General features: G+C 68.6%; 17 protein-coding genes and 1 pseudogene. 11 read left to right on the top strand and 7 right to left on the bottom strand.

From position 1 onward, the window contains the following. Positions 1-129: 129 nt before the first annotated feature. The 4 genes from WS70_RS26035 to WS70_RS26020 are packed head-to-tail and all read right to left on the bottom strand — an operon-like array spanning position 130 to position 4,598. Positions 130-849: a DUF2894 domain-containing protein gene (locus WS70_RS26035; protein WP_059597512.1), complete on the bottom strand. Its 720-nt coding sequence runs from the start codon at positions 847-849 to the stop codon at positions 130-132. A gap of 5 nt (positions 850-854) precedes the next feature. Continuing rightward, a complete protein-coding gene (locus tag WS70_RS26030) occupies positions 855-1,496 on the bottom strand; it encodes an OmpA family protein (protein ID WP_059597513.1) in 642 nt (213 codons plus the stop codon). Further along, complete coding sequence (locus WS70_RS26025; protein WP_059597514.1) at positions 1,493-3,829, bottom strand: DUF802 domain-containing protein; 2,337 nt, start codon at positions 3,827-3,829, stop codon at positions 1,493-1,495. Before WS70_RS26025 ends, WS70_RS26030 begins: the two co-directional genes overlap by 4 nt. A 10-nt stretch (positions 3,830-3,839) precedes the next feature. Further along, positions 3,840-4,598 (bottom strand): DUF3348 domain-containing protein, encoded by a 759-nt coding sequence (locus WS70_RS26020; protein ID WP_059597515.1) that lies wholly within the window; start codon positions 4,596-4,598, stop codon positions 3,840-3,842. A gap of 403 nt (positions 4,599-5,001) precedes the next feature. On the opposite strand from WS70_RS26020, the gene WS70_RS26015 reads away from it, so the two are divergent. The 7 genes and pseudogenes from WS70_RS26015 (at position 5,002) to WS70_RS25985 (ending at position 12,030) form a co-directional block, all read left to right on the top strand. Further along, on the top strand, positions 5,002-5,748 hold the full coding sequence (locus WS70_RS26015) for a glucose 1-dehydrogenase (RefSeq protein WP_059471709.1): 747 nt from the start codon (positions 5,002-5,004) through the stop codon (positions 5,746-5,748). A gap of 208 nt (positions 5,749-5,956) precedes the next feature. Next, on the top strand, positions 5,957-6,289 hold the full coding sequence (locus tag WS70_RS26010) for a DUF2322 family protein (protein WP_059471708.1): 333 nt from the start codon (positions 5,957-5,959) through the stop codon (positions 6,287-6,289). An 88-nt stretch (positions 6,290-6,377) separates the two neighbouring features. Then, positions 6,378-6,743, top strand: a pseudogene (locus tag WS70_RS26005) (NADP-dependent oxidoreductase); the annotation flags it as partial. Between the two features lie 238 nt (positions 6,744-6,981). Next, a complete protein-coding gene (locus tag WS70_RS26000; RefSeq protein ID WP_059471706.1) occupies positions 6,982-7,437 on the top strand; it encodes a (2Fe-2S)-binding protein in 456 nt (151 codons plus the stop codon). A gap of 1 nt (position 7,438) precedes the next feature. Further along, entirely contained in the window at positions 7,439-9,676 is a 2,238-nt protein-coding gene (locus tag WS70_RS25995; protein WP_059471705.1) for a xanthine dehydrogenase family protein molybdopterin-binding subunit, read from the top strand. Between the two features lie 66 nt (positions 9,677-9,742). Then, complete coding sequence (locus WS70_RS25990; RefSeq protein ID WP_226382974.1) at positions 9,743-10,990, top strand: c-type cytochrome; 1,248 nt, start codon at positions 9,743-9,745, stop codon at positions 10,988-10,990. Positions 10,991-10,992: 2 nt separating this feature from the next. Then, complete coding sequence (locus WS70_RS25985; protein WP_108034061.1) at positions 10,993-12,030, top strand: XdhC family protein; 1,038 nt, start codon at positions 10,993-10,995, stop codon at positions 12,028-12,030. 367 nt (positions 12,031-12,397) lie between these two features. On the opposite strand, the gene WS70_RS31900 is transcribed toward WS70_RS25985, so the two are convergent. Next, entirely contained in the window at positions 12,398-12,712 is a 315-nt protein-coding gene (locus WS70_RS31900) for a hypothetical protein (protein ID WP_159082970.1), read from the bottom strand. Here WS70_RS31900 and WS70_RS25980 point away from each other — a divergent pair. Then, positions 12,711-14,126 carry a CoA transferase gene (locus WS70_RS25980; RefSeq protein ID WP_059598407.1) on the top strand — a complete coding sequence of 472 codons (1,416 nt, stop codon included), beginning with the start codon at positions 12,711-12,713 and terminating at the stop codon, positions 14,124-14,126. The genes WS70_RS31900 and WS70_RS25980 overlap by 2 nt on opposite strands. A gap of 915 nt (positions 14,127-15,041) precedes the next feature. On the opposite strand, the gene WS70_RS25970 is transcribed toward WS70_RS25980, so the two are convergent. Beyond that, positions 15,042-15,977, bottom strand: coding sequence for a LysR family transcriptional regulator (locus WS70_RS25970; protein ID WP_059472948.1), 936 nt, complete (start codon positions 15,975-15,977; stop codon positions 15,042-15,044). Between the two features lie 205 nt (positions 15,978-16,182). Here WS70_RS25970 and WS70_RS25965 point away from each other — a divergent pair, with 205 nt between their 5' ends. From WS70_RS25965 to WS70_RS25955, 3 genes are read left to right on the top strand one after another with little or no spacing between them, the layout of a single operon-like run. Further along, entirely contained in the window at positions 16,183-17,502 is a 1,320-nt protein-coding gene (locus WS70_RS25965) for an MFS transporter (protein WP_059598406.1), read from the top strand. Positions 17,503-17,524: 22 nt separating this feature from the next. Next, positions 17,525-18,856 (top strand): Zn-dependent hydrolase, encoded by a 1,332-nt coding sequence (locus WS70_RS25960; protein WP_059472950.1) that lies wholly within the window; start codon positions 17,525-17,527, stop codon positions 18,854-18,856. Between the two features lie 25 nt (positions 18,857-18,881). Beyond that, positions 18,882-19,904, top strand: a complete 1,023-nt coding sequence (locus tag WS70_RS25955) for a histone deacetylase family protein (protein WP_059472951.1) — start codon at positions 18,882-18,884, stop codon at positions 19,902-19,904. 477 nt (positions 19,905-20,381) lie between these two features. Here WS70_RS25955 and WS70_RS25945 read toward each other — a convergent pair whose 3' ends face one another. Continuing rightward, positions 20,382-22,571: a hypothetical protein gene (locus WS70_RS25945; protein ID WP_059472952.1), complete on the bottom strand. Its 2,190-nt coding sequence runs from the start codon at positions 22,569-22,571 to the stop codon at positions 20,382-20,384. Positions 22,572-22,627: the final 56 nt, after the last annotated feature.

The raw sequence follows: 22,627 nt of genomic DNA, 5'->3' as shown, positions 1-22,627 counted from the left end.
GATGGGCGGTTGCAGGGCGACGGCCCGTTCGTGGCGACGGACGGTTAGCGGCCGACGGCGATACGGAGCCGAATTGCGCTGTATGCGGCATGTTTGCGGTGCACGGCGCCTGACGCCCCGTTCGCCGTGCTACCGCGACTTCTTTCGCACGCTCTTCTTCGCGCTTCCGCCGCGCGCCGCGTCGTCGCTCGCGGCGGCCTCGTCGCCGTTCATCTGCTCGAGCCACGACAACGCGTCGACATACGACAGGAACTGTCGAAGATATTCGGGCGACAGCTCGCGCATCAGCGACAGCGACCGATGCACGAGGCTGCTCGAATTGAGCGGGCCGGCGTTCCTCGGCACTTGTTCGAGCGATTCGCGCAACTGGCTGTCCGCGCTGACCCTCGACCAGGTTTCCCGGAAGTAGGCGAGCATCTCCGGCTCCGGGCGAAGGGCGAGGCGGCTGCGATTCGCGGCGCTGCCAGCGGCGCCGGCGGCGAGCCCGCCGGCGTCCGGGCGCGCCTGGCTGCCGATGTAGTCGAGCAATGCGGCGAGCGGTCCGCACGCAGCCTCGGCCGGCATCGGGGGCGGCATAGGCATAGACGTCGGCTTGGGCGTCGGCATAGGCGTCGGCGTCGCGCGTTCGGCCGCGTCGGCCTTCGATTCGGCGTGCTGGAGATCATCGGCGTACGCGTTGAGCAGCGCGGACAGCCGCGCGTCCAGAATGCGGCGCGCGTCGCCCGTTTGACCGGCCGTCCGGCGATGCAGCGCGTCGATGAAGCGAAAGCGCACGGGGTCCAGCCGATCGGCGCCGCGCGCGCGCCATGCGTCGAGCGTTTCCCGTGCGTGCGCCGCGGCGTTATTCATGGCGCTCACCGCCGCCCGTCGCCCGTCGTCGGCCGCGGGACCGGCGCGATCTCCACGCGCCGGTTCTTCGCGCGTCCTTCGTCGTCCGAGTTCGAACTGACTGGCTGTTCGGAGCCGAACGCGGCCGCAAACACCGACGCCGCCGGCACGCCTTCGTCGATGAATGCACGCGTCACCGTCAGCGCACGCTTTGCCGACAGCTCCCAGTTGTCCGCGAAGTGGCGGTTGCCCGCGCGTACTTGCTGGTCGTCCGCGAAGCCGCTCACCATCAGGATCTCGCGATTGGTCTCGAGATAGGCGGCGAGCGGCCCCGCCAGGCTCTTCAGCAGATCGCGGCCCGCCGGCTGCAACTCGTCGGAATTCAGCGCGAACAGCACGCTGCCGCTGATGCCGATGCGCCCGTCGACGAGCGTCACGCGTCCCGCCGCGAGCGGTCCCGCCAACGCCTGCTCGAGCGTCTTGCGGCGTTGCGTTTCGATCTGCCGCTGCCTGACCTCGGCGTCGAGCTTCGACGAGAGCTCCAACTGCACGCCGATCACGCCGACCAGGATCAGCACGAACGCGCCCAGCAGCACCGACATCAGGTCGCCGAACGCGGCCCAGATCGGCGCGGTCTGCTCGATGCCGCCGTCGATTTCGTCGCTCATGCCGCTTCGGCTCCGGCGGACGCCCGCTGACCGGCGACGCGCTGCAGGTCTTCGATGATCTGCCTCTGCGACATCATGCTCAGGTCGATGACTTCGCGCGCCTGCGCGACGTAATAGGCGAGCTGCTCGTCGCTGCGGGCGAGCGACTTGTCGAGCGCGGCTTCGATGCGCTGCAGGTGCGCGACGAGCTTGTCGTTCGATTCGCCGAACGACTGGACCGCCGCGCCGAACGCTTCGCCGAGGCTCGCGACCTCGACGGCGCTGCCGGTGACTTGCGCGGCGACGGCGCCGAGCTTGCCGGTCCCGGCGTCGACCATGTCCGTGAACCGGGCGCCGACGCGCTGCAGGAGCTCGGCGGACGTCGAAACGAGTGCATCGACGGCCGAGCGTTGCTTGGTCGACGCGTGGTCGACTGCGTCGAGGAGGGTGTCGAGCGTCGCGAGCAGCCGGCTGCGCTCTTCGAGCATCGCGGTGTCGCGGACCATGCTGTCGGACAACTTCTGGCGCAGCTCGGCGACGACCTCGGCCGCGGCCTTGGGCGCTTCCGACGCGGCCTGCACGAGCCGGGAGATCTCGGCAATCGTGTCGCTCGCGTGCGCTTGCGTTTGGGCGGAGATGTCGCGTGCGGTCTGCGCGAGCGCGTCGCAGATTGCCTGCTGGCGGGCTGCGGCGTGTGCGCTCGTTTGTTCCCATTCGTTGCCGAGCTTGGCGGCCATCGACGCGAGCGCATCGGTCCAGGCACTCAAGCGTTGCTCGTCGCGCGACGCGAGTTCTGTTTGCAAATCCGAATGAGACTGGCTCACCACACGCAGCAGCGAAGCGGAGTGCTGTTCGAAGGTCGCGGCTTGGGTCGAGATGTCGCGCGAGGTCTGCGCGAGCGCGTCGCAGATTGCCTGCTGGCGGGCTGCGGCGTGTGCGCTCGTTTGTTCCCATTCGTTGCCGAGCTTGGCGGCCATCGACGCGAGCGCATCGGTCCAGGCGGCCAAGCGTTGCTCGTCGCGCGACGCGAGTTCCGTCTGCAAATCCGCATGCGATTGATCCACCGTGCGCAGCAGCGCCGCCGAATGTCGCTCGAAAGTCGCGGCGGCCGCCTCCAGCGCTTGCCGATTGCGCTCGGCCAGCTTCTCGTTGGCGTGTTCCTGCCGCGACAGCGCGTCGTTCCATGCCGCCGACACGTTGCCCGCCGTCGCGTCCAGCCGCGCCGAGACGCCGTCCAGCAGGCCCGCCGAACGCTTCTCGAACGATTCGACGAACCGATCCGCCGAGCCATGCAGGCGTTGCGCGAGCGCGTCGCTCGAGCGCTGATGCTCGGCCAGCGCCTTGCTCCAGATGTCGGCGACGTTCGTGGCCGCCGCCTGGAAGCCGGCCGACAGGCCATCCAGTTGCCGCTGCACCGCATGCGAGACAGCGTCGTGCAGCGCGGCCGTCTCGCGCGCGAGACCCGCCATCGTGGTTTCCATGACCGGTTGCAGCGCCGCGCCGGCGACGCGCGCGCTTTCGGCGACGCTGTCCTTCAACGACTGGCCGACCGACGAAGCGAGGCGGGCGTATGTCTCCTCCGCCTTGCCGAGGAACGCTTGCTGGCCGGCGATCTGCCGATCGGCCGACGCGATGCTCTGCCGCTCGAGCGTCGTCATCATCGTCTGCAGCCGATCGACCAGCGTGGGCATCGCTTCGGCCTGCCGCTGCAGGAGCTTGAAGGTTTCTTCGCGCTGATGGGCGTGCGAGTGGATGCGCAGCGTCGTCGCGATCTTCGCGTCGAGCGCCTGCGCCGCGTGGAGCCGCTCGCGTCTGCCGAGCGCGGAGAGGAGGCCCAGCATCGCGGACGTGGACACGCCCGCGATCGACGTGCCGAACGCGAATCCGAGCCCCTTGACCGGCGCCGCCAGCGATGCGCGGATCGCCTGCAAGTCCGTCGCGCTCTCCAGCGCCGCGCCGGTGCCCCTGAGCGTCATGACCATGCCGAGGAGGGTGCCCAGCATGCCGAGCAGCACGAGCAGGCCGACCAGATACGGCGTCAGCGCGGGCCCCGGCAGCGCGACGCGCTCGCCCTCGATGCGCAAGCGCACGGCGTTGCGCAGGCTCGGGTCCAGTCGATCGAGCCAGACGCCCAATCCGGACGGCGGTTCGGACAGGTTCGCGACCGCGCGCACGAGCGTGGCGGTGGCCTGCTGATAGCGACGCAGCTCGAATGCGCCGGCGAGATAGCAGGCGGCGATCGCCATCGTGACGGCGAGCGCCAGCGGATTCGACACGGCATAGCCGGCGCCGATCCAGCAGACGGCCGCGAGACCGGCGAAAAAGACAGCGAGATTGACGTGATATCTGGACATGGGGTCCCGGTTAGCGAGCGCGAAGGGCGGCGAGCAGCCCTTCGACCGGTTGAAAACGAACTTCTAGCTCGGCGAGCAGCACGCTCTGCATATCCTTGCGGAACGCTTCGAGCCACGCGCTCGATGCGACTGCGACTGCTGCGGCGGCTTCCTTGGCTTCCGCTTTTGCTTCGACGTCGGCCAGCCCCTGCTGCCCGGCCTGGCGCAAGCGCTCGAAGTACGTGCCGAGCAGCTTGGGCACGGACGCCAGCAGATTTCGCTCGCGCGCGGCCAGCGCGCGCTCCATCGTCGCGTCGAGCACCGCGAGCCGGGCGAGCGCGGGCGTTCGGGCGGCCATCATCTGCCGCAGACGGCCGCGCAAGTCGCCGATTTCCATCTCCATCGCCTGCTGCATCGACAGATAGTCGTGACGAAAGAGCGTGAAATCGATCGGCGCGTCCGCGGACGCATCCCGGGCGGCGGCCGGCGCGGCGCTGTCGCGTCCGGCGGCGAACGCGCCGGTGCGGGCGATCGCCTTGGCGAGCGACGCGCGCACGCGCACGCCGACGCTGTCCGCGTCGGCGCCGCCGCCGGCGCGCGCGCCGCCGCCGACGGGCGGACTCATGCTCAGCGCCGAGGACAGCGCGATCGCGTCGGTCCAGGCGAGCCATTGGCTCAGCCGGTCCGACAGCGATTGCCTGGATTCCGGAACGTCGGCGTCCGCCAGGCGGGCAAGCAAGCGGATCAGCGTCGGGCCGCCGAGCGCTCTACGTTGCGGGACTTGCACCATGCCACGAGTGTCCGTGTCAAAAAAAGGCAGCAGTTTACACGTTGGCGGGGGGAGGGCCGGCAGTTCTCGAACGAGCAAGGGCAGATGCCGGCCGGATGGGGGCGGAAATCGGCTGAAGCGGCCATCGCCTCCGTCGAGGCAGCGTCATGTCGCCGTTCGTTTTCCGGCTTGTCGGAAGGCGCCGCCGTTCTGTGCGACGCCGATCGTCGATGCGCACGGCACCGCCGATCATTTCGTGATTCGACTTGCATTGTCGATTGTTCGGCTCATCACGCAACTCAATTCGCGTCGTGCCGCTTTATCGGCACGCGCGGGGCGTCTACATTCCTTTTATCGCCGGTCGATGGCGTCGGGAAAATCGCCGGTTCTCCGAAATGTACGAACTTTTGCCAAGGGAAAGATCATGAGCAAGCTTGCAGGTAAGGTGGCTGTCGTCACGGGCGGATCCAAGGGTATCGGAGCCGCGATCGCCAAAGCGCTCGCGGCGGAGGGGGCGTCCGTCGTCGTCAACTACGCGAGCAGCAAGGCGGGCGCCGATGCCGTCGTGGCCGAGATCGCCGCGGCGAACGGCAAGGCGGTTGCGGTCGCGGGCGACGTGTCGAAAGCCGCCGACGCGCAACGCATCGTCGACGCCGCCATCGAAACGTATGGCCGCCTCGACATTCTCGTCAACAATTCCGGCGTCTACGCGTTCGCGCCGATCGAAGAGATCACCGAAGCGCATTTCCGCAGACAGTTCGACACGAACGTGTTCGGCCTGCTGCTCACCACGCAGGCGGCCGTGAAGCACCTCGGCGAGGGCGCGAGCATCATCAACGTCAGCTCGGTCGTGACCCGCATCACGCCGCCGGCAAGTGCGGTATATAGCGGGACGAAAGGCGCCGTGGACGCGATCACCGGCGTGCTCGCGCGCGAACTGGGTCCGAGGAAGATCCGCGTGAACGCCATCAATCCGGGCATGGTGGTCACCGAAGGCACGCACAGCGCGGGCATCATCGGGTCGGACCTCGAAGCATCCGCAATCGGCCAGACGCCGCTCGGCCGCTTGGGCCAACCGGACGACATCGCGTCGATCGCAGTGTTTCTTGCATCGGACGATGCTCGATGGCTGACGGGCGAGCACCTGATTGCGAGCGGCGGCTTGCGGTGATCCGGGGGACGGGCTTTGCCCGTTTCGCATCCGCTGTTCATCCCGCGAATCGGCGGTTGCAACGATGAATGCCCGCCCGGGAGGCGGTCCCGGGCGCCGGCTTCGCGCAAAGGCGGCCGGGTGCCACGCCTCTCGAAGCGATGCCTGGTCATCGATCGGCTAAGATATGCCCCGCCAAACTCATCCCCGACCAGACGGAGCGTCATCAGTGATTCAGCCGACCAACGTATTCAAGGACAACCTCGCCCAATTGCCCGCCATCGACGGCGTCGAGCGCATCGATCTGGTCGACGGCAACGACGCCGTGGTGGCGAGCATCGAGAACATGCCGGGCAAGCAGGGCTCGTTGGCGGTGTATCACTATCTTCGTCAGGCGTTCGGCACGCTCGACGCGAAGGCCGCCGAGCACGGTCTCGCGGTGTTCGCCGAGCATACCGCCGATGCGCGCAACCGTCCGGGCGCGCATCCGAACGTCGACCGCCTGCTCGCGATCGCGGCCGGCGGCGAAGCGTTGCGCGTCGACGTCGTCGCGCGAGCCTGACGCGCTCTTTTCATACGCATACGGTGCGGCGCGGATCGCCTGAAGCCGGTCTGCGCCGTGCCGGATCGTTTTGGATGACTGCCTTTCGTTTCCTGACGACGACGGCGCGGTGTTCGACGCGGTGCCGCCGCTGCTGAACGTCGGCGCGCGGGCGCCCGTTTGCGGACTGATCGCGCATTACAACGACAGCGCGTTGCCGCCGGGGCCGAACCGGCTGCCGCAATTGACGTCCATCCTGCTGCGCAAGCGGGTCAAGATGCAGGGCTTCATCATTCTCGATCACTATGCGGACGTTTATCCGGCATTCCTGAAGGAAATGCGCGAGTGGGTCGCGCAGGGCAAGGTGACGCTGCGCGAGGACGTCGCCGAAGGGCTCGAAGCGGCGCCGCAGGCGCTCATCGGACGGCTCGACGGGAAGAGCCTCGGCAAGCTCGTCGGGCCCGACGCGCCGTGACGGTGCGGCGCGCGGCACGGCCGCGCATCGTTGCCGCGCGTCGTCATTAGCAAAACTTGACAATGTATCAACGGAATTGGGGTATCCGAAGCGCAACCGCGCGTCCTAAACTTGTCGGCGTCCCCTCCGGCACGCGCCAGGCCGATCGCGCGCGTCGACGCATGTCGGCATCGACGGAAGGTTGAAGCGGCGCTTCCGCACGGGGCGCCGATCGCCATTACTCACATTAGGCCCCCACATGATCACGCTCAACATCAACGGCGCAACCCATACGGTCGACGCGCCCGCCGACATGCCGCTCCTCTGGGTGCTGCGCGACCTGGTCGGCCTCACCGGCACGAAGTTCGGCTGCGGCATCGCGCAATGCGGCGCGTGCACGGTGCATCTCGACGGCGTCGCGGTGCGCTCGTGCGTGCTGCCCGTCGCCGCGATCGGCGGCAAGAAGATCACGACGATCGAGGCGGTCGGCGCGACGCCCGCCGGCCGTAAGGTCCAGCAGGCGTGGCGCGAACTCGACGTCGTGCAGTGCGGCTATTGCCAGTCGGGCCAGGTGATGGCCGCGGCGGCGCTGCTCGCGTCGAATCCCGATCCCGATGACGCGGACATCGATGCGGCGATGACGGGCAACGTCTGTCGCTGCGGCACCTACAACCGGATTCGCGCGGCGATCAAGCACGCCGCCAAGGAGGCCTGACATGTCGCGCGGACTGATCGAAGCGGGCAACGCGCTCGCCGCCGAAGCGGCGGGCGGTGCGGGCGTGTCGCGCCGTACTTTCCTGAAATTCGGGGTGACGCTCGGCGCGGCGGCGGGCGGCGGCCTGCTGCTGGGCTTCAGCGTGCCCGCCGCGGGCGGCGACGCGCGCCGCACGGTGATCGGCGGCGACGCGGTCGAGACGCCGCAGAGCGGCGTGTTCGCGCCGAACGCGTTCGTGCAGATCGACCGCGCGGGCAAGGTCACGCTCGTGATGCCGAAGGTCGAGATGGGGCAGGGCGTCTACACGTCGATTCCGATGCTGATCGCCGAGGAACTGGAAGTGCCGCTGTCGAGCGTGACGCTCGAGCACGCGCCGCCGGACGGGAAGCTGTTCTTCGATCCGCTGGTGGGCGGTCAGCTGACGGGCGGTTCGACGTCGATCCGTTTCGCGTGGGAGCCGATGCGCCGCGTGGGCGCGATCGCGCGCGTGCTGCTCGTCACCGCGGCCGCGCAGCAATGGAAGGTCGATCCGGCGTCGTGCGTCGCGGAAGGCGGCGAGGTGCGGCACCCGCCGAGCGGGCGGCGCGCGTCGTATGGGCAGCTCGTGGATTCGGCGGCGAAGCTGCCGGCGCCGAAGGACGTCGCGCTGAAGAAGCCCGAGAACTTCAAGCTGATCGGCAAGCCGGTCAAGCGGCTCGATTCGCCGGAGAAAGTCGACGGCACCGCGCAGTTCGGGCTCGACGTGCGCGTGCCGGGCATGCTGTATGCGGCGATCGTCAACAGTCCGGTGTTCGGCGGCACGGTCGCGCACGTCGACGATCGCGCGGCAAGGCAGGTGCCGGGCGTACGGCAGGTCGTCATCGCCGACGACGCGGTCGCGGTCGTCGGCGCTCACACGTGGGCCGCCAAACGCGGCGCGGCGGCGTTGCAAATCCAGTGGAACGAGGGCGCGGGCGCGCGCGTGTCGACGAAGGACATCGTCGCCGATCTCGCGCGTGCGGCCGACGGCCAAGGCGCGGTCGCGCGCAAGGACGGCGATGTCGAGCGCGCGTTCGCGGACGCGAAGACGCGCGTCGACGCGGTCTACGAGCAGCCGTTGCTCGCGCACGCGACGATGGAGCCCGTGAATTGCACGGTGCACGTGCGGCCGGACGGCTGCGAGATCTGGACGGGCACACAGGTGCCGACGCGGGCGGTCGATGCGGCGGCGCGCGTGACGGGCCTGCCGGCCGGCAAGATCGTTCTGCACAACCATCTGTTGGGCGGCGGCTTCGGCCGGCGGCTCGAGACCGACATGGTGCGGCAGGCGGTCAAGATCGCGAAGCAAGTGAGCGCGCCGGTGAAGGTCGTCTGGACCCGCGAAGAAGATATCCGCCACGACATGTACCGGCCGTACTATTACGACCGGATTTCGGCGGGGCTCGACGCGAACGGCAAGCCGATCGCGTGGCGGCACCGGATCGTCGGCTCGTCGATCATCGCGCGCTTCGCGCCGCCCGCGATGAAGAACGGCGTCGATCCGGACGCGGTCGACGTGTCCGCCGAGCTGCCGTACGAGCTGCCGAACCAGCTCGTCGACTACGTTCGACAGGAGCCGCGCCACGTGCCGACCGCGTTCTGGCGCGGCGTCGGGCCGACGCGCGGCACGTTCGTCGTCGAGAGTTTCATCGACGAGCTCGCCGCGCAGGCGAAGACCGATCCGGTGCAATACCGGCGCGCGCTGCTCGGCCAGTCGCCGCGCGCGCGCAACGTGCTCGACGTCGCGGCGAAGGCGGCGGGTTGGGGCGCGGCGCTGCCGAAGGGGCAGGGGCGCGGCGTGTCGGTGATGCATGCGTTCGGCAGCTTCGTCTCGATGGTCGCGGATGTGGCCATCGACGGCGGCGAGGTGAGCGTGAAGCGCGTCGTCTGCGCGGTCGACTGCGGGATGGTCGTGAACCCGGACACGATCGAGGCGCAGATGCAGGGCGGCATCATCTTCGGGATCACGGGCGCGCTGTACGGCGAGATCACGATCAAGGACGGCCGTGTCGAGCAGAGCAACTTCACCGACTACCGGATGCTGCGGATCGATCAGACGCCGCAGATCGACGTGCTGATCGTGAAGAGCGCCGAAGCGCCGGGCGGGATCGGCGAGCCGGGCACGGCGGCGCTCGCCGCCGCGCTCGCGAACGCGATCTACGCGGCGACCGGCAAGCGCCTGCGCAAGCTGCCGGTCGGCAGCCAGCTGAAAACCGCCTGAATGTCGAGGACTCCGATGATTCGTACAGGAAACAAACCGAAGCACGTCGCGAAGGCGCTCGGCGCAATGCTCGCCGCGCTCGCGCTGAGCGCGGGCGCGCGCGCCGCGACGCCCGACGACGCGCTCGTCGCGCGCGGCGCATACCTCGCGAAGGCGGGCGATTGCATCGCGTGCCACACGACCGCGCGCGGCAAGCCGTTCGCAGGCGGCCTGCCGATGGAGACGCCGCTGGGCGCGATCTATGCGACCAACATCACGCCGGATCGGGAGACGGGGATCGGCGGCTACAGCGAGGCCGAGTTCGCGCGCGCGCTGCGCGCAGGCGTCGCGAAGGACGGCCACAACCTGTATCCGGCGATGCCGTATCCGTCGTACGCGAAGCTCGCCGATGACGACGTGAAGGCGCTCTACACGTACTTCATGCACGGCGTCGAGCCGGTGAAGCAGGCGAACCGCGCGTCGGACATTCCGTGGCCGCTCGGCATGAGATGGCCGCTGAAGATCTGGAACGCGGTGTTTCTCGACACGACCGTGTATCGCGACAAGCCGGGCAAGGATGCGACGTGGAATCGCGGCGCGTACCTCGTGCAGGGGCTCGGTCACTGCGGTTCGTGCCACACGCCGCGCGGCGTCGGCTTCCAGGAGAAAGCGCTCGACGAAAGCGGCCCGGCGTACCTGTCCGGCGCGCCGATCGACAACTGGTTCGCCGCGAATCTGACGGGCGAGCACAACGTCGGCCTCGGACGATGGAACGAAGCCGATGTCGCGCAGTTCATGAAGACGGGGGCGAACAGGCACGCGAGCGCATTCGGCTCGATGACGAGCGTGATCAATCACAGCACGCATGCGCTGACGGATGCGGACCTGACGGCGATCGCGCGCTATCTGAAGTCGCTGCCGGCGTCGGGCGGCACGGGCGCGCCGCCTTATCGCTATGACGCGGCCGCGACGCAGGCGCTGCTCGCGCGGCCCGCGCACGATGCGGGCGCGAAGGTGTATGCCGCGTACTGCATGCATTGCCACGGCGTCGACGGCAACGCGTTCGCGCCGCTGCTTTCGCCGCTCGCGGGCAATCCGAATGTGCTCGAATCGAATGCGTCGTCGCTGATCAACGTCACGCTGAACGGCACTGAGGATCTCGTGATCGACGGGTTGCCGGCCGCGTATCCGATGCCGAAGTTCGCGAACGTGCTGACCGATAGCCAGATCGCCGACGTGCTGACGTTCATGCGCGCGGGCTGGAACAACGGCGCGCCCGCCGTGCGGCCGGCCGATGTCGCGAAGCTCAGGAAAGCCACGCAGGCGGCGCGCTGAAGATGGAAAACACGGATCTCGAAGTGCTGAGGACGGGCGCGCGCTGGCTCGGCGACGGCCGCCGCGCGCTGCTCGTGACGGTCGTGCGGACCTGGGGTTCGTCGCCGCGGCCGGAGGGCGCGATGCTCGCGGTGCGCGACGACGGGCTCGTCGTCGGCTCGGTGTCGGGCGGCTGCATCGAGGACGATCTGATCGCGCGCGTGCAGGCGTCGGGCGTCGCGAGCTGGGCGCGGCCCGAAGCGGTCAAGTACGGCGTGACGGCCGAAGAAGCGCATCGCTTCGGCCTGCCGTGCGGCGGCACGATCGAGCTCGTGCTCGAACCGCTCGCGCCGAAAAGCGGCATCGCGGCGCTGTGCGACGCGCTCGAACGCGGCCGGCTCGTCACGCGCACGCTCGATCTCGCGACGGGCGAAGCGGCGCTCGCGCCCGCGATCGCGACCGACGGGCTGTCCTTCGACGGCGCGCGCCTCGTGACGATTCACGGGCCGCGCTACCGGATGCTCGTGATCGGCGCAGGGCAGTTGTCGCGCTATCTGTGCCAGATCGCGGTCGGGCTCGACTATCAGGTGACGGTCTGCGATCCGCGCGAAGCGTACACGGACGCGTGGGACGTGCCGGGCACGCGGCTCGTGCGGACGATGCCCGACGATACCGTGCTCGACATGCAGCTCGATCGCCGCTCGGCGGTGATCGCGTTGACGCATGATCCGAAGCTCGACGATCTCGCGCTGATGGAAGCGCTGAAGACGCCGGCGTTCTACGTCGGCGCGCTCGGCTCGCGGCGCAACAGCCAGGCGCGGCGCGAGCGGCTGCGCGAGTTCGATCTGGGCGCGGCGGCGCTTGCGCGGCTGCATGGCCCGGCGGGCATCTACATCGGCAGCCGCACGCCGCCGGAGATCGCGGTGTCGATCCTCGCCGAGGTGACGGCGGCGAAGAACGGCGTGTCGCTGCCGACGATCCTGCAGGTCGAAGGGGCGAAAGCGGCGCGGGAGGTCGCGGCGGGCGGCGGCGCGGTCTGCGGGATTTCGTTCGAAGCGTAGCGCGCGCCGGTTCGCGCAAGGCGGCCGAGCGCGGCGATCCGGCGTCGTTCGACATGGCAAGCGGAAGTCGCGCCGCCGGCGGAATGGCGGTAGGGCGCGGACGTATCTCGGCATCTATCCGGGCATCTCGGCGGACGGCAGGCTCCGTGACGCCGTTTCGTGGCGGATGGCAGGAAGTGCGGGCAGAAGACGCCTGCTCGCACGTTTCCGGTTTCTCTGCCGTGGGTGCGCCGAAATGGCGACGAGATGTCCGCGGGTCCAGCGGCAATAATAAAACCGCCTGATTGGCATTCAAATCTTGATTCTTGAAATCAACGTCGAATTTCTCGTTATTTAGAAAATACCGGCTAATGGCGCGAATCGGAGTTCAGGACGTGTTTCGATATCGCGCGGCTGAAAATACGCGATGCGTCGAATCATCCGCGTTGCAGAGCGGGCTTCGTCTCGGCAAGCGACCAACCGCGCTCCGTTGCAACAGGAACCCGGGTGCCGCGCCGGAAATCGAAAGCCACTTGCATGTGACGCGCGCGGTCCGATCCGTCGGACAGCGTTCATTCGAATCAGCATGCAAAAGCATACAGCCGGATAAAATAAAAATAACTTGATTGTCGGAATCAACGTTGACAGCCGAAGTTTGCCGACAATAATCTTGCTGCGATATCGACAAATCGAGAATATCCATGTCCGATCTCGCTTCTTTATCGCAATCCGAACAATCCGGCCGCGCTCGCACCGCCGCGTATCTGCACGAAATCTGGCGGGCCGCGAACGGCGATCCCGACTATCTGCGCACGTTGCGCTTCAGCGGCGTGGGCGTCCTGCCGTCGGTCTTTCCAGTCACCGATTTCGCGTCGGCCGCGATCGGCGCGGCGAGCGCCGCGGTCGCCGAGCTCGTGCATCGCGCGACCGGCAAGCTGCCCGGCGTTCACGTGGATCGCCGCCGCGCGTCGCTGTGGTTCGGCACGTCGCTGCGTCCGCGCGGCTGGCAAGTGCCGCCGCCGTGGGACGTGATCGCGGGCGACTATCGTACCGCCGACGGTTGGATCAGGCTGCACACGAACGCGCCGCATCATCGCGACGCCGCGCTCGCGGTGCTCGGCGCGCCGCTCGACAAGGCAGCCGTCGCGCGCGCGGCCGAGCAGTGGCGTGGCGACGCGCTCGAGTCCGCCGTCATCGCGCAGGGCGGTTGCGCGGCCGCGATGCACACGCAGGACGAGTGGGCGCGTCATCCGCAAGGGCGCGCGGTGCGCGCGGAGCCGCTGCTGATTCACGACGACGTGGCGGTCGAGGGCAAGCGCCCGGCATGGTCGGCGCCCGCCGAACGTCCGCTGCACGGCGTGCGCGTGCTCGACCTGACGCGCATCCTCGCGGGCCCCGTCGCCACGCGCTTTCTTGCGGGCTTCGGCGCGCAGGTGCTGCGCATTGATCCGATCGGCTGGGACGAGCCGAACACGGTGCCGGAAGTCGTGCTCGGCAAGCGCTGCGCGCGCGTCGACCTGAAGTCCGGAGAGGGGTGTGCACTGCTGCGGCGCCTGATCGGCGAGGCCGACGTGATGGTCCACGGCTACCGGCCCGACGCGCTTGAGCGGCTCGGCTTCGACGCCGACGAGCGGCGCCGGATCAATCCGGGCCTCGTCGACGTGTCGCTCGACGCCTATGGCTGGAGCGGGCCGTGGCGCGGACGCAGGGGTTTCGACAGCCTCGTGCAGACGAGCGCCGGCATCGTCGAGACGGGCATGCGCGAAACACGCGGCGAGCGTCCCGTGCCGCTGCCCGTCCAGGCGCTCGATCACGGCGTCGGCTATTTCCTCGCGACCGCCGCGATTCGCGGCCTCGCGCGCCGGCTCGCGACGGGCGTCGGGACGAGAACGCGCGCGTCGCTCGCGAGAACGGCGGTGCTGCTCGCGTCGGATGGACTGCAGGAGAAGGGCCGGCGGCCGATCGCGCCCGAAACGCCCGACGATCTGGCCGAGTGGGTCGAGGAGACGAGCTGGGGGCCGGCGCGGCGCGTGCGCGCGCCCGTGGCGGTCGACGGCGCCCCGGTGCGCTGGCCACATCCGGCGAGCGCGCTCGGTTCGTCACCCGCCGGGTGGTAGCGGGCGCGCGCCGGCGCATTCATCACGTTCACACGGGAGCGCACATATGAGCCGGATAGTCGTAGTCAGCGGCGGCGGCACGGGAATCGGTTTGGCGGCCGCGCGTCATTTCGCGCGGCAGTGCGCGCAAGTGGTGATCGTCGAGCGTCGTGCGAACGTGAACGCCTGAGCGCCTGAGCGCCTGAGCGCCTGAACGCCTGAGCGCCTGAACGCCTGAACGCCTGAACGCCTGAGCGCCGCGTCCGCGGCCGGTTTGCACGAGTCGCCGGCCAGTCCGTGCGCCGCAAGCCTGCCGCCGCCGCCCATCCATCGACTGCGCGGACTGCCCAGCAGATCCCGCCGCGCCCCGGCCGTCGACGGCTCAGTCCAAGGCGGCGGAACGGTCTCTGTCGCGTCGGCCGCGGCCTCGCCAGATTCATCGCTCATATCGCCACCACCGCGAGACACTCGATGAAAGCGATTGGATTGATCGGCGGGTTGAACTGGGAATCGTCGGCGTCGATCGGGAGATTCTGGCAGAAGGCGATGGCTTTCATGTCGGTTCGAATCCACAACATGGAATAGAGGCGCGCGGGCCGTCGCGCGAAACGGATGCGAAACGGATGCGAAACGGGGGCGAAACGGGGGCGAAACGGGGGCGAAACGGGGGCGAAACGGGTGCGCGCGCCGCGGTGCACTGTGCCGGTCAGCGGCGCGAGGCATTCGCGGTCATCGTCGGCGATCGTCGGTGATCACCGGCAGTCCTTCCGGATGCGCTTGGCCGGCGCCGGTGGCGACGATGCGGCGCCCGGCGTGAGCGTCACAGCCGGCGGGCGCGATTTCAGTTTCAATGCGGTGTTGAACATCCCGGTGGCGCGTGGGCCGCGGGCCGGTGCGAGCCGGATGTGCCGCTTCGATCGGCCGGCGACGAGCCGCTCAATGCAGCATTCCCAGCCGCTCCGCCATCGGATGCCGCTGCACGTAGCACTGAAACGCCTCGATGAACACGTTCTCGGCCGCGTTCATCCGGCGCTCGCGGTTCCACATCAGAAAGATCTCGACATCGAGCAGGCCTTCCTCCGGCGGCAGCCGCCAGAGCCGCTGCCGCGCGAGGTCGTCGCGCACGATGTGCTCGGGCAGGCAGCCGATTCCATAGCCCGCGAACACGAGGCGGCGGATTTCGTCGAGACTCGCCGACGTCGCGACGATTCGCCCAGTGAAGCCGCGCTGATCGCGAAACACGGTGAGCGGCGCGAGCGCGTCGCCGATCTGGTCGCTGGTGAACGAAACGAAATTCTCGGCGAGCAGATCTTCGATTTTCAACGCCTGCCGACCGAATAAGCGGTGGTGACGTCCGCAAAACATTGCATAGCGTTGTCGCAAAAAACTGCGTAATTCGATTTTATCGACCGGCGTTCGACATAATGCGAGCCCGCAAGTCGCTGTTTTTTGCAATAAAGAAGAAAGAATATCCGCCGAACGCATGACTTCGATATGCAGATCGACGCGCGGATAGGTGCGGCGAAATTCGGCGAGAAACTCGTCGTAGACGGGCGATTCGACGCGGCTCACGCACAGCAGGCGCACCGATCCGGTCAGTTCGCCGCCGCGGTCGTCGAGCTCGTTGTCGAGCCGCGACATGTGGCCGTAGATGTCGGCTGCGATCCGGTAGACCTCTTCGCCCGCGCGCGTCGGCAGGAACTGCGCGCCGCGCCGCTGGATCAGCGTGCGGCCGAGCGAATCCTCGAGCCGCTTGAGCGCCTGGCTCACGGCCGGCTGCGTCAGGTGCAGCCGCGCGGCCGCGCGGCTGATGCTGCGCTCCTGCATGATCGCCAGATACGTTCGCAATAGATTCCAATCGAGGCGGTCCATCAGCACGCGTGCGACATGGGTTCGAATATTCGACACTTATTTTTACTCCCGGGAAACGATTTTGCATCGTAAAACTAGATTAGCGGGATTTATTCTTAAGATAATAACTTAGAATTTGACCGATTAATCCCGGTGCGCGATAAATCGCCCATTTGCCGAACCCGATTCGTTCGGCCGAGGCGGACATTTCAGCGAGGAGATCGCATTGGACCGGGGCATCCCATCGAACCTGCCGGCGCGCCAGCCGCGCCGCGCGGCCGGCGCCGCATTCGTCGGCACGATGATCGAGTGGTACGACTTCTACATTTACGCGAACGCGGCCGCGCTCGTATTCGGCGAGCTGTATTTCCCGTCGCGCGATCCGTTCACGAGCACGATGGCGTCGTTCGCGACGTTCGCGGTCGGCTTTTTCGCGCGGCCGGTCGGCGGACTGTTCTTCGGCCATCTCGGCGATCGGATCGGGCGCAAGAAGGCGCTGATGACGACGCTCGTGATGATGGGCGTCGCGACCGTCTGCGTCGGCCTCTTGCCGAGCTACGAGCGCGTCGGCATGCTCGCGCCCGTGCTGCTCGTGCTGCTGCGGATCGTGCAGGGCGTCGCGGTCGGCGGCGAGTGGGGCGGCGCGGTGCTGATGGCGGGCGAGCACGCGCCGCACGGGCGGCGCACGTTCTTCGCGTCGTTCGCGCAGCTCGGCAGTCCGGCGGGGCTCATCCTGTCGCTCGTCGCGTTTCGCGCGGTCACCTTGATGGAGCACGATGCGTTCATGTCGTGGGGCTGGCGTCTGCCGTTTCTCGCCAGCATCGTGCTGCTCGCGGTCGGCGTGTTCGTTCGGCTGAAGGTCGACGAGTCGCCCGAGTTCATTCACGAGAAGGCGATGGCGCGCACCGTCGCGCGGCCGATCGCCGAGGTGTTGCGCTCGTCGCGCGCGATGGTGCTGTTCTGCATCTGCGCGAACACGATCGGCATCGCCGGGCTGTATTTCACGAACACGTTCATGATCGCGTTCACGACGCAGCACGTCGGCGTGACGAAATCGCTGATCCTCGATTGCCTGTTCATCGTCGCGATCATCCAGTTCGTGTCGCAGCCGATCGCCGCGTGGCTCGGCGGCAAGCTCGGCGACGCGCGGTTTCTCAAGCTCGCCGCGCTTTTCGCGATGGCGTCGCCGTATCCGATGTTCATGCTCGTGCAGACGGGACGCCTCGTGCCGATGGTGATCGGCATCGCGCTCGCGACCGTGTTCCTCGCCGGCTTCTATTCGGTGATCGCGGGTTTCGTGAGCGGCGCGTTTCCGACGCGCGTCCGCTATTCGGCGATCTCGATCTCGTACCAGATGTGCGGCGCGATCGCGGGCGGCCTGACGCCCCTCGCCGGCACGTGGCTCGCGCATCGGTTCGTCGGGCAATGGTGGCCGCTCGCGGTGTTCTATACGTGCCTTGCGGCGTTGTCGCTGCTCGGTGTGATCGCGCTCGACGCGCGCAGGCATCAGCGGGCCGACGTCGCCGACGCCGTGCTCACGCGCTGATTCGCGAAGGAGGAAGGCTTCGATGTGGCAAATCGACGGTATGCGACTCTGGGACAGTTTGATGGCGCTCGCGCAAATCGGCGGCACCGCGCGGGGCGGCGTGCGTCGGCTCGCGCTGACCGATGCCGATCGGCGCGGCCGCGAGCGCTTCGCGCAATGGTGCGGCGACGCCGGGATGACGGTGCGCGTCGATGCGATCGGCAATCTTTTCGCGCGGCGCGCCGGTGCGGATGACGCGCATCCGGCCGTGCTGATCGGCAGCCATCTCGACACGCAGCCCGAAGGCGGGCGCTTCGACGGCGCGTACGGCGTGCTCGCCGGGCTCGAGCTCGTGCGCACGCTGAACGACCGCGGGATCGTCACCGACAAGCCGCTCGAGCTCGTGTCGTGGACCAACGAGGAGGGGGCGCGCTTCACGCCGGCGATGCTCGGCTCGGCGGTGTTTTCGGGCGCGATGTCGCTGGATGCGGCGCTCGCGGCGCGCGATGCCGACGGCGTCGCGCTGGCCGACGCGCTCGATGCGTGCGGATATCGCGATCCGCTGCGCGCGGCCTGGGCGCGCGGCCAGCATGCGTCGTGCGATCCGGAGCAGGTGCGCGCGATGCTGCGCGAGCGCGTCGACGCATACTTCGAAGCGCACATCGAGCAGGGCCCGGTGCTCGAGCGGCGCGGCAAGACGATCGGCGTCGTGACGGGCGGGCAGGCGATCCGCTGGCTCGACGCGACCGTGACGGGCGTCGCCGCGCACGCGGGCACGACGCCGATGCCGTATCGGAAGGACGCGCTGTTCGCGAGCGCCGAGATCGCGCTCGCGCTCGAAGCGCTCGTCGCGCGCCACGCGCCGGATGCGCTCGCGACGATCGGGCAGAGCACGGTCGAGAACGCGTCGCGCAACACGATCGCGGAGCGTGTCGTGTTCAGCGTCGATCTTCGTCATCCGGACGATGCGCGGCTCGACGCGATCGAGCGCGAACTGCGCGACGCGTGCGCGCAAATCGCCGCACGCCGCGGCGTGACGGTCGACGTCGGCACGCATTGGTCGAGTCCCGCGACGCCGTTCGACCCCGCATGCATCGCGCTCGTCGAGACGGCCGCGCAGCGCTGCGGCTACACGCACGCGCGGATCGTGAGCGGCGCGGGGCACGACGCGATCCACCTCGCCCGCTGCGTGCCGACCGCGATGGTGTTCATCCCGTGCGTCGACGGGCTGTCGCACAACGCGGCCGAGCGCGCGCTGCCCGAGCATGTCGCGGCGGGCGCGAACGTGCTGCTCGGCGCGGTGCTCGCGCGCGCCGGCGTGCACGAGCAACCGGCGCACGCTCACGCCGCCGAAATCGCGTCGCAACCGCATTGACGATCGATCGGAGAGCTGAGCCCGCATGCTGACTTATTTTCATCCGGACCAGTTGAAGCACAGTCCGCTCACCTATCTGTCGCGGGGCAAGATGCGCGCGCCGCACGAAGTGCCCGAACGGGCCGCGCGGCTCGTCGACGCGGCGAAGTCGCTCGGCTTCGACGTGCGCCCACCCGCGGACTTCGGCACGGCGCCGCTTGCGGCGGTGCACGGCGAGCGGTATCTGCGCTTTCTCGCCGACGCGCACCGTGAGTGGCTGCGCATCCCGGAGGACTGGGGGCCCGAGGTGATGTCGAACGTCTACGTGCGCGAGCCGAATCCGCTGCGCGGCGTGCTCGCGCAGGCGGCGCGCTATCTCGCGGACGGCAGCTGCCCGATCGGCGAGCACACGTATCGGGCCGCGTACTGGTCCGCGCAGGACGCGCTGGCCGGCGCGGCCGCGCTCGCCGACGGCGTGCGCGACGTATACGCGCTCTGCCGCCCGCCCGGCCATCATGCGCGCCGCGAGGCCGCAGGCGGCTTCTGCTATCTGAACAATGCGGCGATCGCCGCGCAGGCGCTGCGCGCCCGCTACGCGCGCGTCGCGATCCTCGATACCGACATGCATCACGGTCAGGGCATCCAGGAGCTGTTCTACGACCGCGACGACATACTGTACGTGTCGATTCACGGCGATCCGACGAACTTCTATCCGGCCGTCGCCGGCTACGAGGAGGAGCGCGGCACGGGGCGGGGCGAGGGCTGCAACGTGAATCTGCCGATGCCGCACGGCTCGGACGAATCGGTGTTCTTCGCGCAGCTCGAGCGCGCGAAGGCGATCGTCGAGCGTTTCGCGCCCGACGTGCTGGTGTTCGCGCTCGGCTTCGACGTGTACCAGGACGATCCGCAGTCGAAGGTCGCGGTGACGACGGAAGGCTTCGGCCGGCTCGGCGCGATCGTCGGCGCGTTGCGTTTGCCGACGCTGATCGTGCAGGAGGGCGGCTATCACCTCGATGCGCTCGCACAGAACGCAGCGGCGTTTTTTCGGCGTTATCAGGCGGCGCGCTGAGCGCGTCCGCCGGGACGGCCGGGCGGCGCAGCCGTCGCCCTGACGTTGGTTCGATTTCGTTGGTTCGGCACTAGTGGCTGATGCTAGTGCGCCGCCCGCCATCTGGTGGTGGCCCTTGGATGCAGGCGGATTTTGCCGCGCGATCGCTCGCGCGGCTTTTCTCTTTTTACGCCGCGCTTTCGTGTGGAAGCGTCGGCACGAGGTCGACGCTTCGTCGATGAGGGCCCGGCGCGGCGCGTCGCGATAGCGCGAGCGCGCCGGGCGGCGGCGATCAGCGATTGGCGATGGGTGTGCGGCGCGCGGCGCGCGATGGCCGTGCGGGCGCGCCGGCGCGCACCACGGTGAATGCCGAACCGGCCGACGTCGGGATCGACGCCGCGCCGATCCGATCGAACCGGCGCGGCGAGTCGATCTCGCATCATGCGTCGCTGCGCTCGACTCGCCTTCCAACTATCCGATTTTCAGGGCGTCGACCGATCACGAAGCCGCGCCGCGCGCGCCGCCCGTTCCGCGAGAAGCCGCCGCTTCCGTCGAGCCGTTCCGCGGCGTCACGCCGTCGGCCGCGCGGGCTTCCCACCAGTACTTGCCCGCCCGCAGCTTCGGATCCCGGATCGCCAGATACGTCGTACTCCACAATTGCGCGGCGTTCGCCTCGGTCACGTCGGTGCTGCGCGTGCCGAACGCTTCGGTCTGGTATTGCCCGTTCGCGTAGGACCACGACCACATCTCGGTCAGGCGCATGTCCTTCGCGTTCGCGATCACCTGCCAGATCTGCTGCCGCGCCTGCGTGAGCAGCGTGCGCACGTCGCCCGGCAAATCGGTGCGCGCGAGCTGCCGGTCGAGGCCCGCGACCCACATTGCCTGCTGCCACGACCAGATTACCGTGCCGTGATACGCGGAGTTCGTGAAGCGCGGCCACAGCGTCGGGTCCGCGTAGGCCGGATTCGCGATCAGCATGCCGGCGTCGGTCACGAGCCCGACCGGGAACGGCCGCATCACGTCGGTGACGATGCGGGCGAGCAGGTCCGGCGGCGGATTGCCGAACAGCAAGACGAAGCCGCCGTCCGAGTGCATGATCGGGATCGGGTAGCCGCGCGCGTCGAGCGCGATTGCGTCGAACTGCAGCGCGGCGTTCGGCGCCGTGCCGGCCGGCACGCCCGCCTGCGGCGCGTAGGCGGCGAGCTTCGCGCGCGCGTCGTTCGGCGTGACGGCGACCTGGAAGTACGGCGGGGCGGCGCGCTCCCAAACGGCTGCCGCGGCGCCCGCGTTCGCGAGGACGGCGCGCTGATCGGCGCTCAGGTACGGATCGAGCAGACCGCGCGCGAGAAAGTTGCTCGTCGCGCGCAACGCGGCCGGCACGAGCGCGACGTTGACGTCGTACGGATAGACGCCGCCGCCGATGCCGTCGGTGCTGTCGCGCCAGTTGCCGACGATCTCGCCGGGACGCAGCCGGATCAGGTTCGCCGCGAGCGCCTGCTGCGTGAACGGCTGCGCGGTCTGGACGACGCGCACCAGATTGCTGACGAAGCGGCTGCCGTTCGCGACGCCGTCGCTGCCGGCCTGCGCGAGGTACGCGGCGGCGCGCGCCTGGCCGCGCGGATCTTCGATCAGCCAGTCTTCCATGATCGGCGCGAGCATGTAGTCGCCATCGATCATCTTGTAGTCGTAGGTCGGCGTCGGATCGTTCGGGCGGCCGTGCTTGAGGTTGTCGATCAGCGCGAATTCGCCGATGCCTTCCTCGTGCGCGACCTTGCCGTCCGGCGACAGGCGGCTCAGCACCGAGCCGAGGCCGGCTTCGATCACGTCCGGCTGCAGCACGGGCATCAGCATCCGCACCGAGATCAGCGTGTCGCGGCCGAAGTAGGTGTCGTACTGCCAGGAGCCGGCGAGCAGCTTGTCGTGGAAGCTCAGGAATTCGAATACATCCTGGCTCAGCGGATCGGGGTTCACCGCCGACGTGAACAGATTCGTGTGCGTGATCGGCTGCAGCGGCGTCTCGCCGCTAAACGCCTCGATGCGCAGGCGCAGCGTCGGCGCGCCGGACGGCGATTGCAGCACGAGCTTGCCGGTGCCGTCGGCGGCCACCGTGCCGCCGCCGATCACCGTGACGCGCAACGCGTAGCCCGGCGCGCCGTCGACGCGATTGCGCTGCCACGTCGCGACGTTGTCCGACACGGACGGCTGCACGACGATGTCGGACGGCACGGTCGCGCCGCCGTTGTAGTCGCGCAGGAAGCGCACGGAGCTCAGCAGTGCCTGCTTGATCGACAGGCTGTTCACGTCGGCCGACACGTCGACGCCGATCCCGTACAGCGGCCGGCCCGCCGCGTCCTGCGTCATGACGGGCGCGATCGGCGTGTCCTGGCTCCAGTTGACGGGCTGCGACGTGTCGCCGAACCAGAGGCCCGTGCCGCTGTTGCCCGCCGGAAAGACGACGAGGAGGCGCGGTTTCGTCGACGAGCGCATCAGCAGATGTGCGGCGATCTTGTCCTGCCGGTAGAACGCATTGATCTGCCCGCCGCGGTCGAGCCTGAACGCGAGCGCGGACGCTGGCGGATCGCCGCCGCCGCCCGAAATGTCGTCGTGATCGGAGCAGCTCGCCAGAAAAGCAATGAAAAATACAAACAAACAGGTGAAGACCTTCCTCGTATCGAGACGCGCCTGCATATCCCCTCCATTTGCTCGTGGGCAAGTGAAATTGTGTCGATATGTCCGATGACCGG

This window comes from Burkholderia mayonis (genome assembly GCF_001523745.2).
In the GTDB taxonomy this organism is placed as follows: domain Bacteria; phylum Pseudomonadota; class Gammaproteobacteria; order Burkholderiales; family Burkholderiaceae; genus Burkholderia; species Burkholderia mayonis.
Note: the sequence above shows the minus strand (reverse complement) of the source record. Positions and strands in the feature narration are given on the sequence as shown.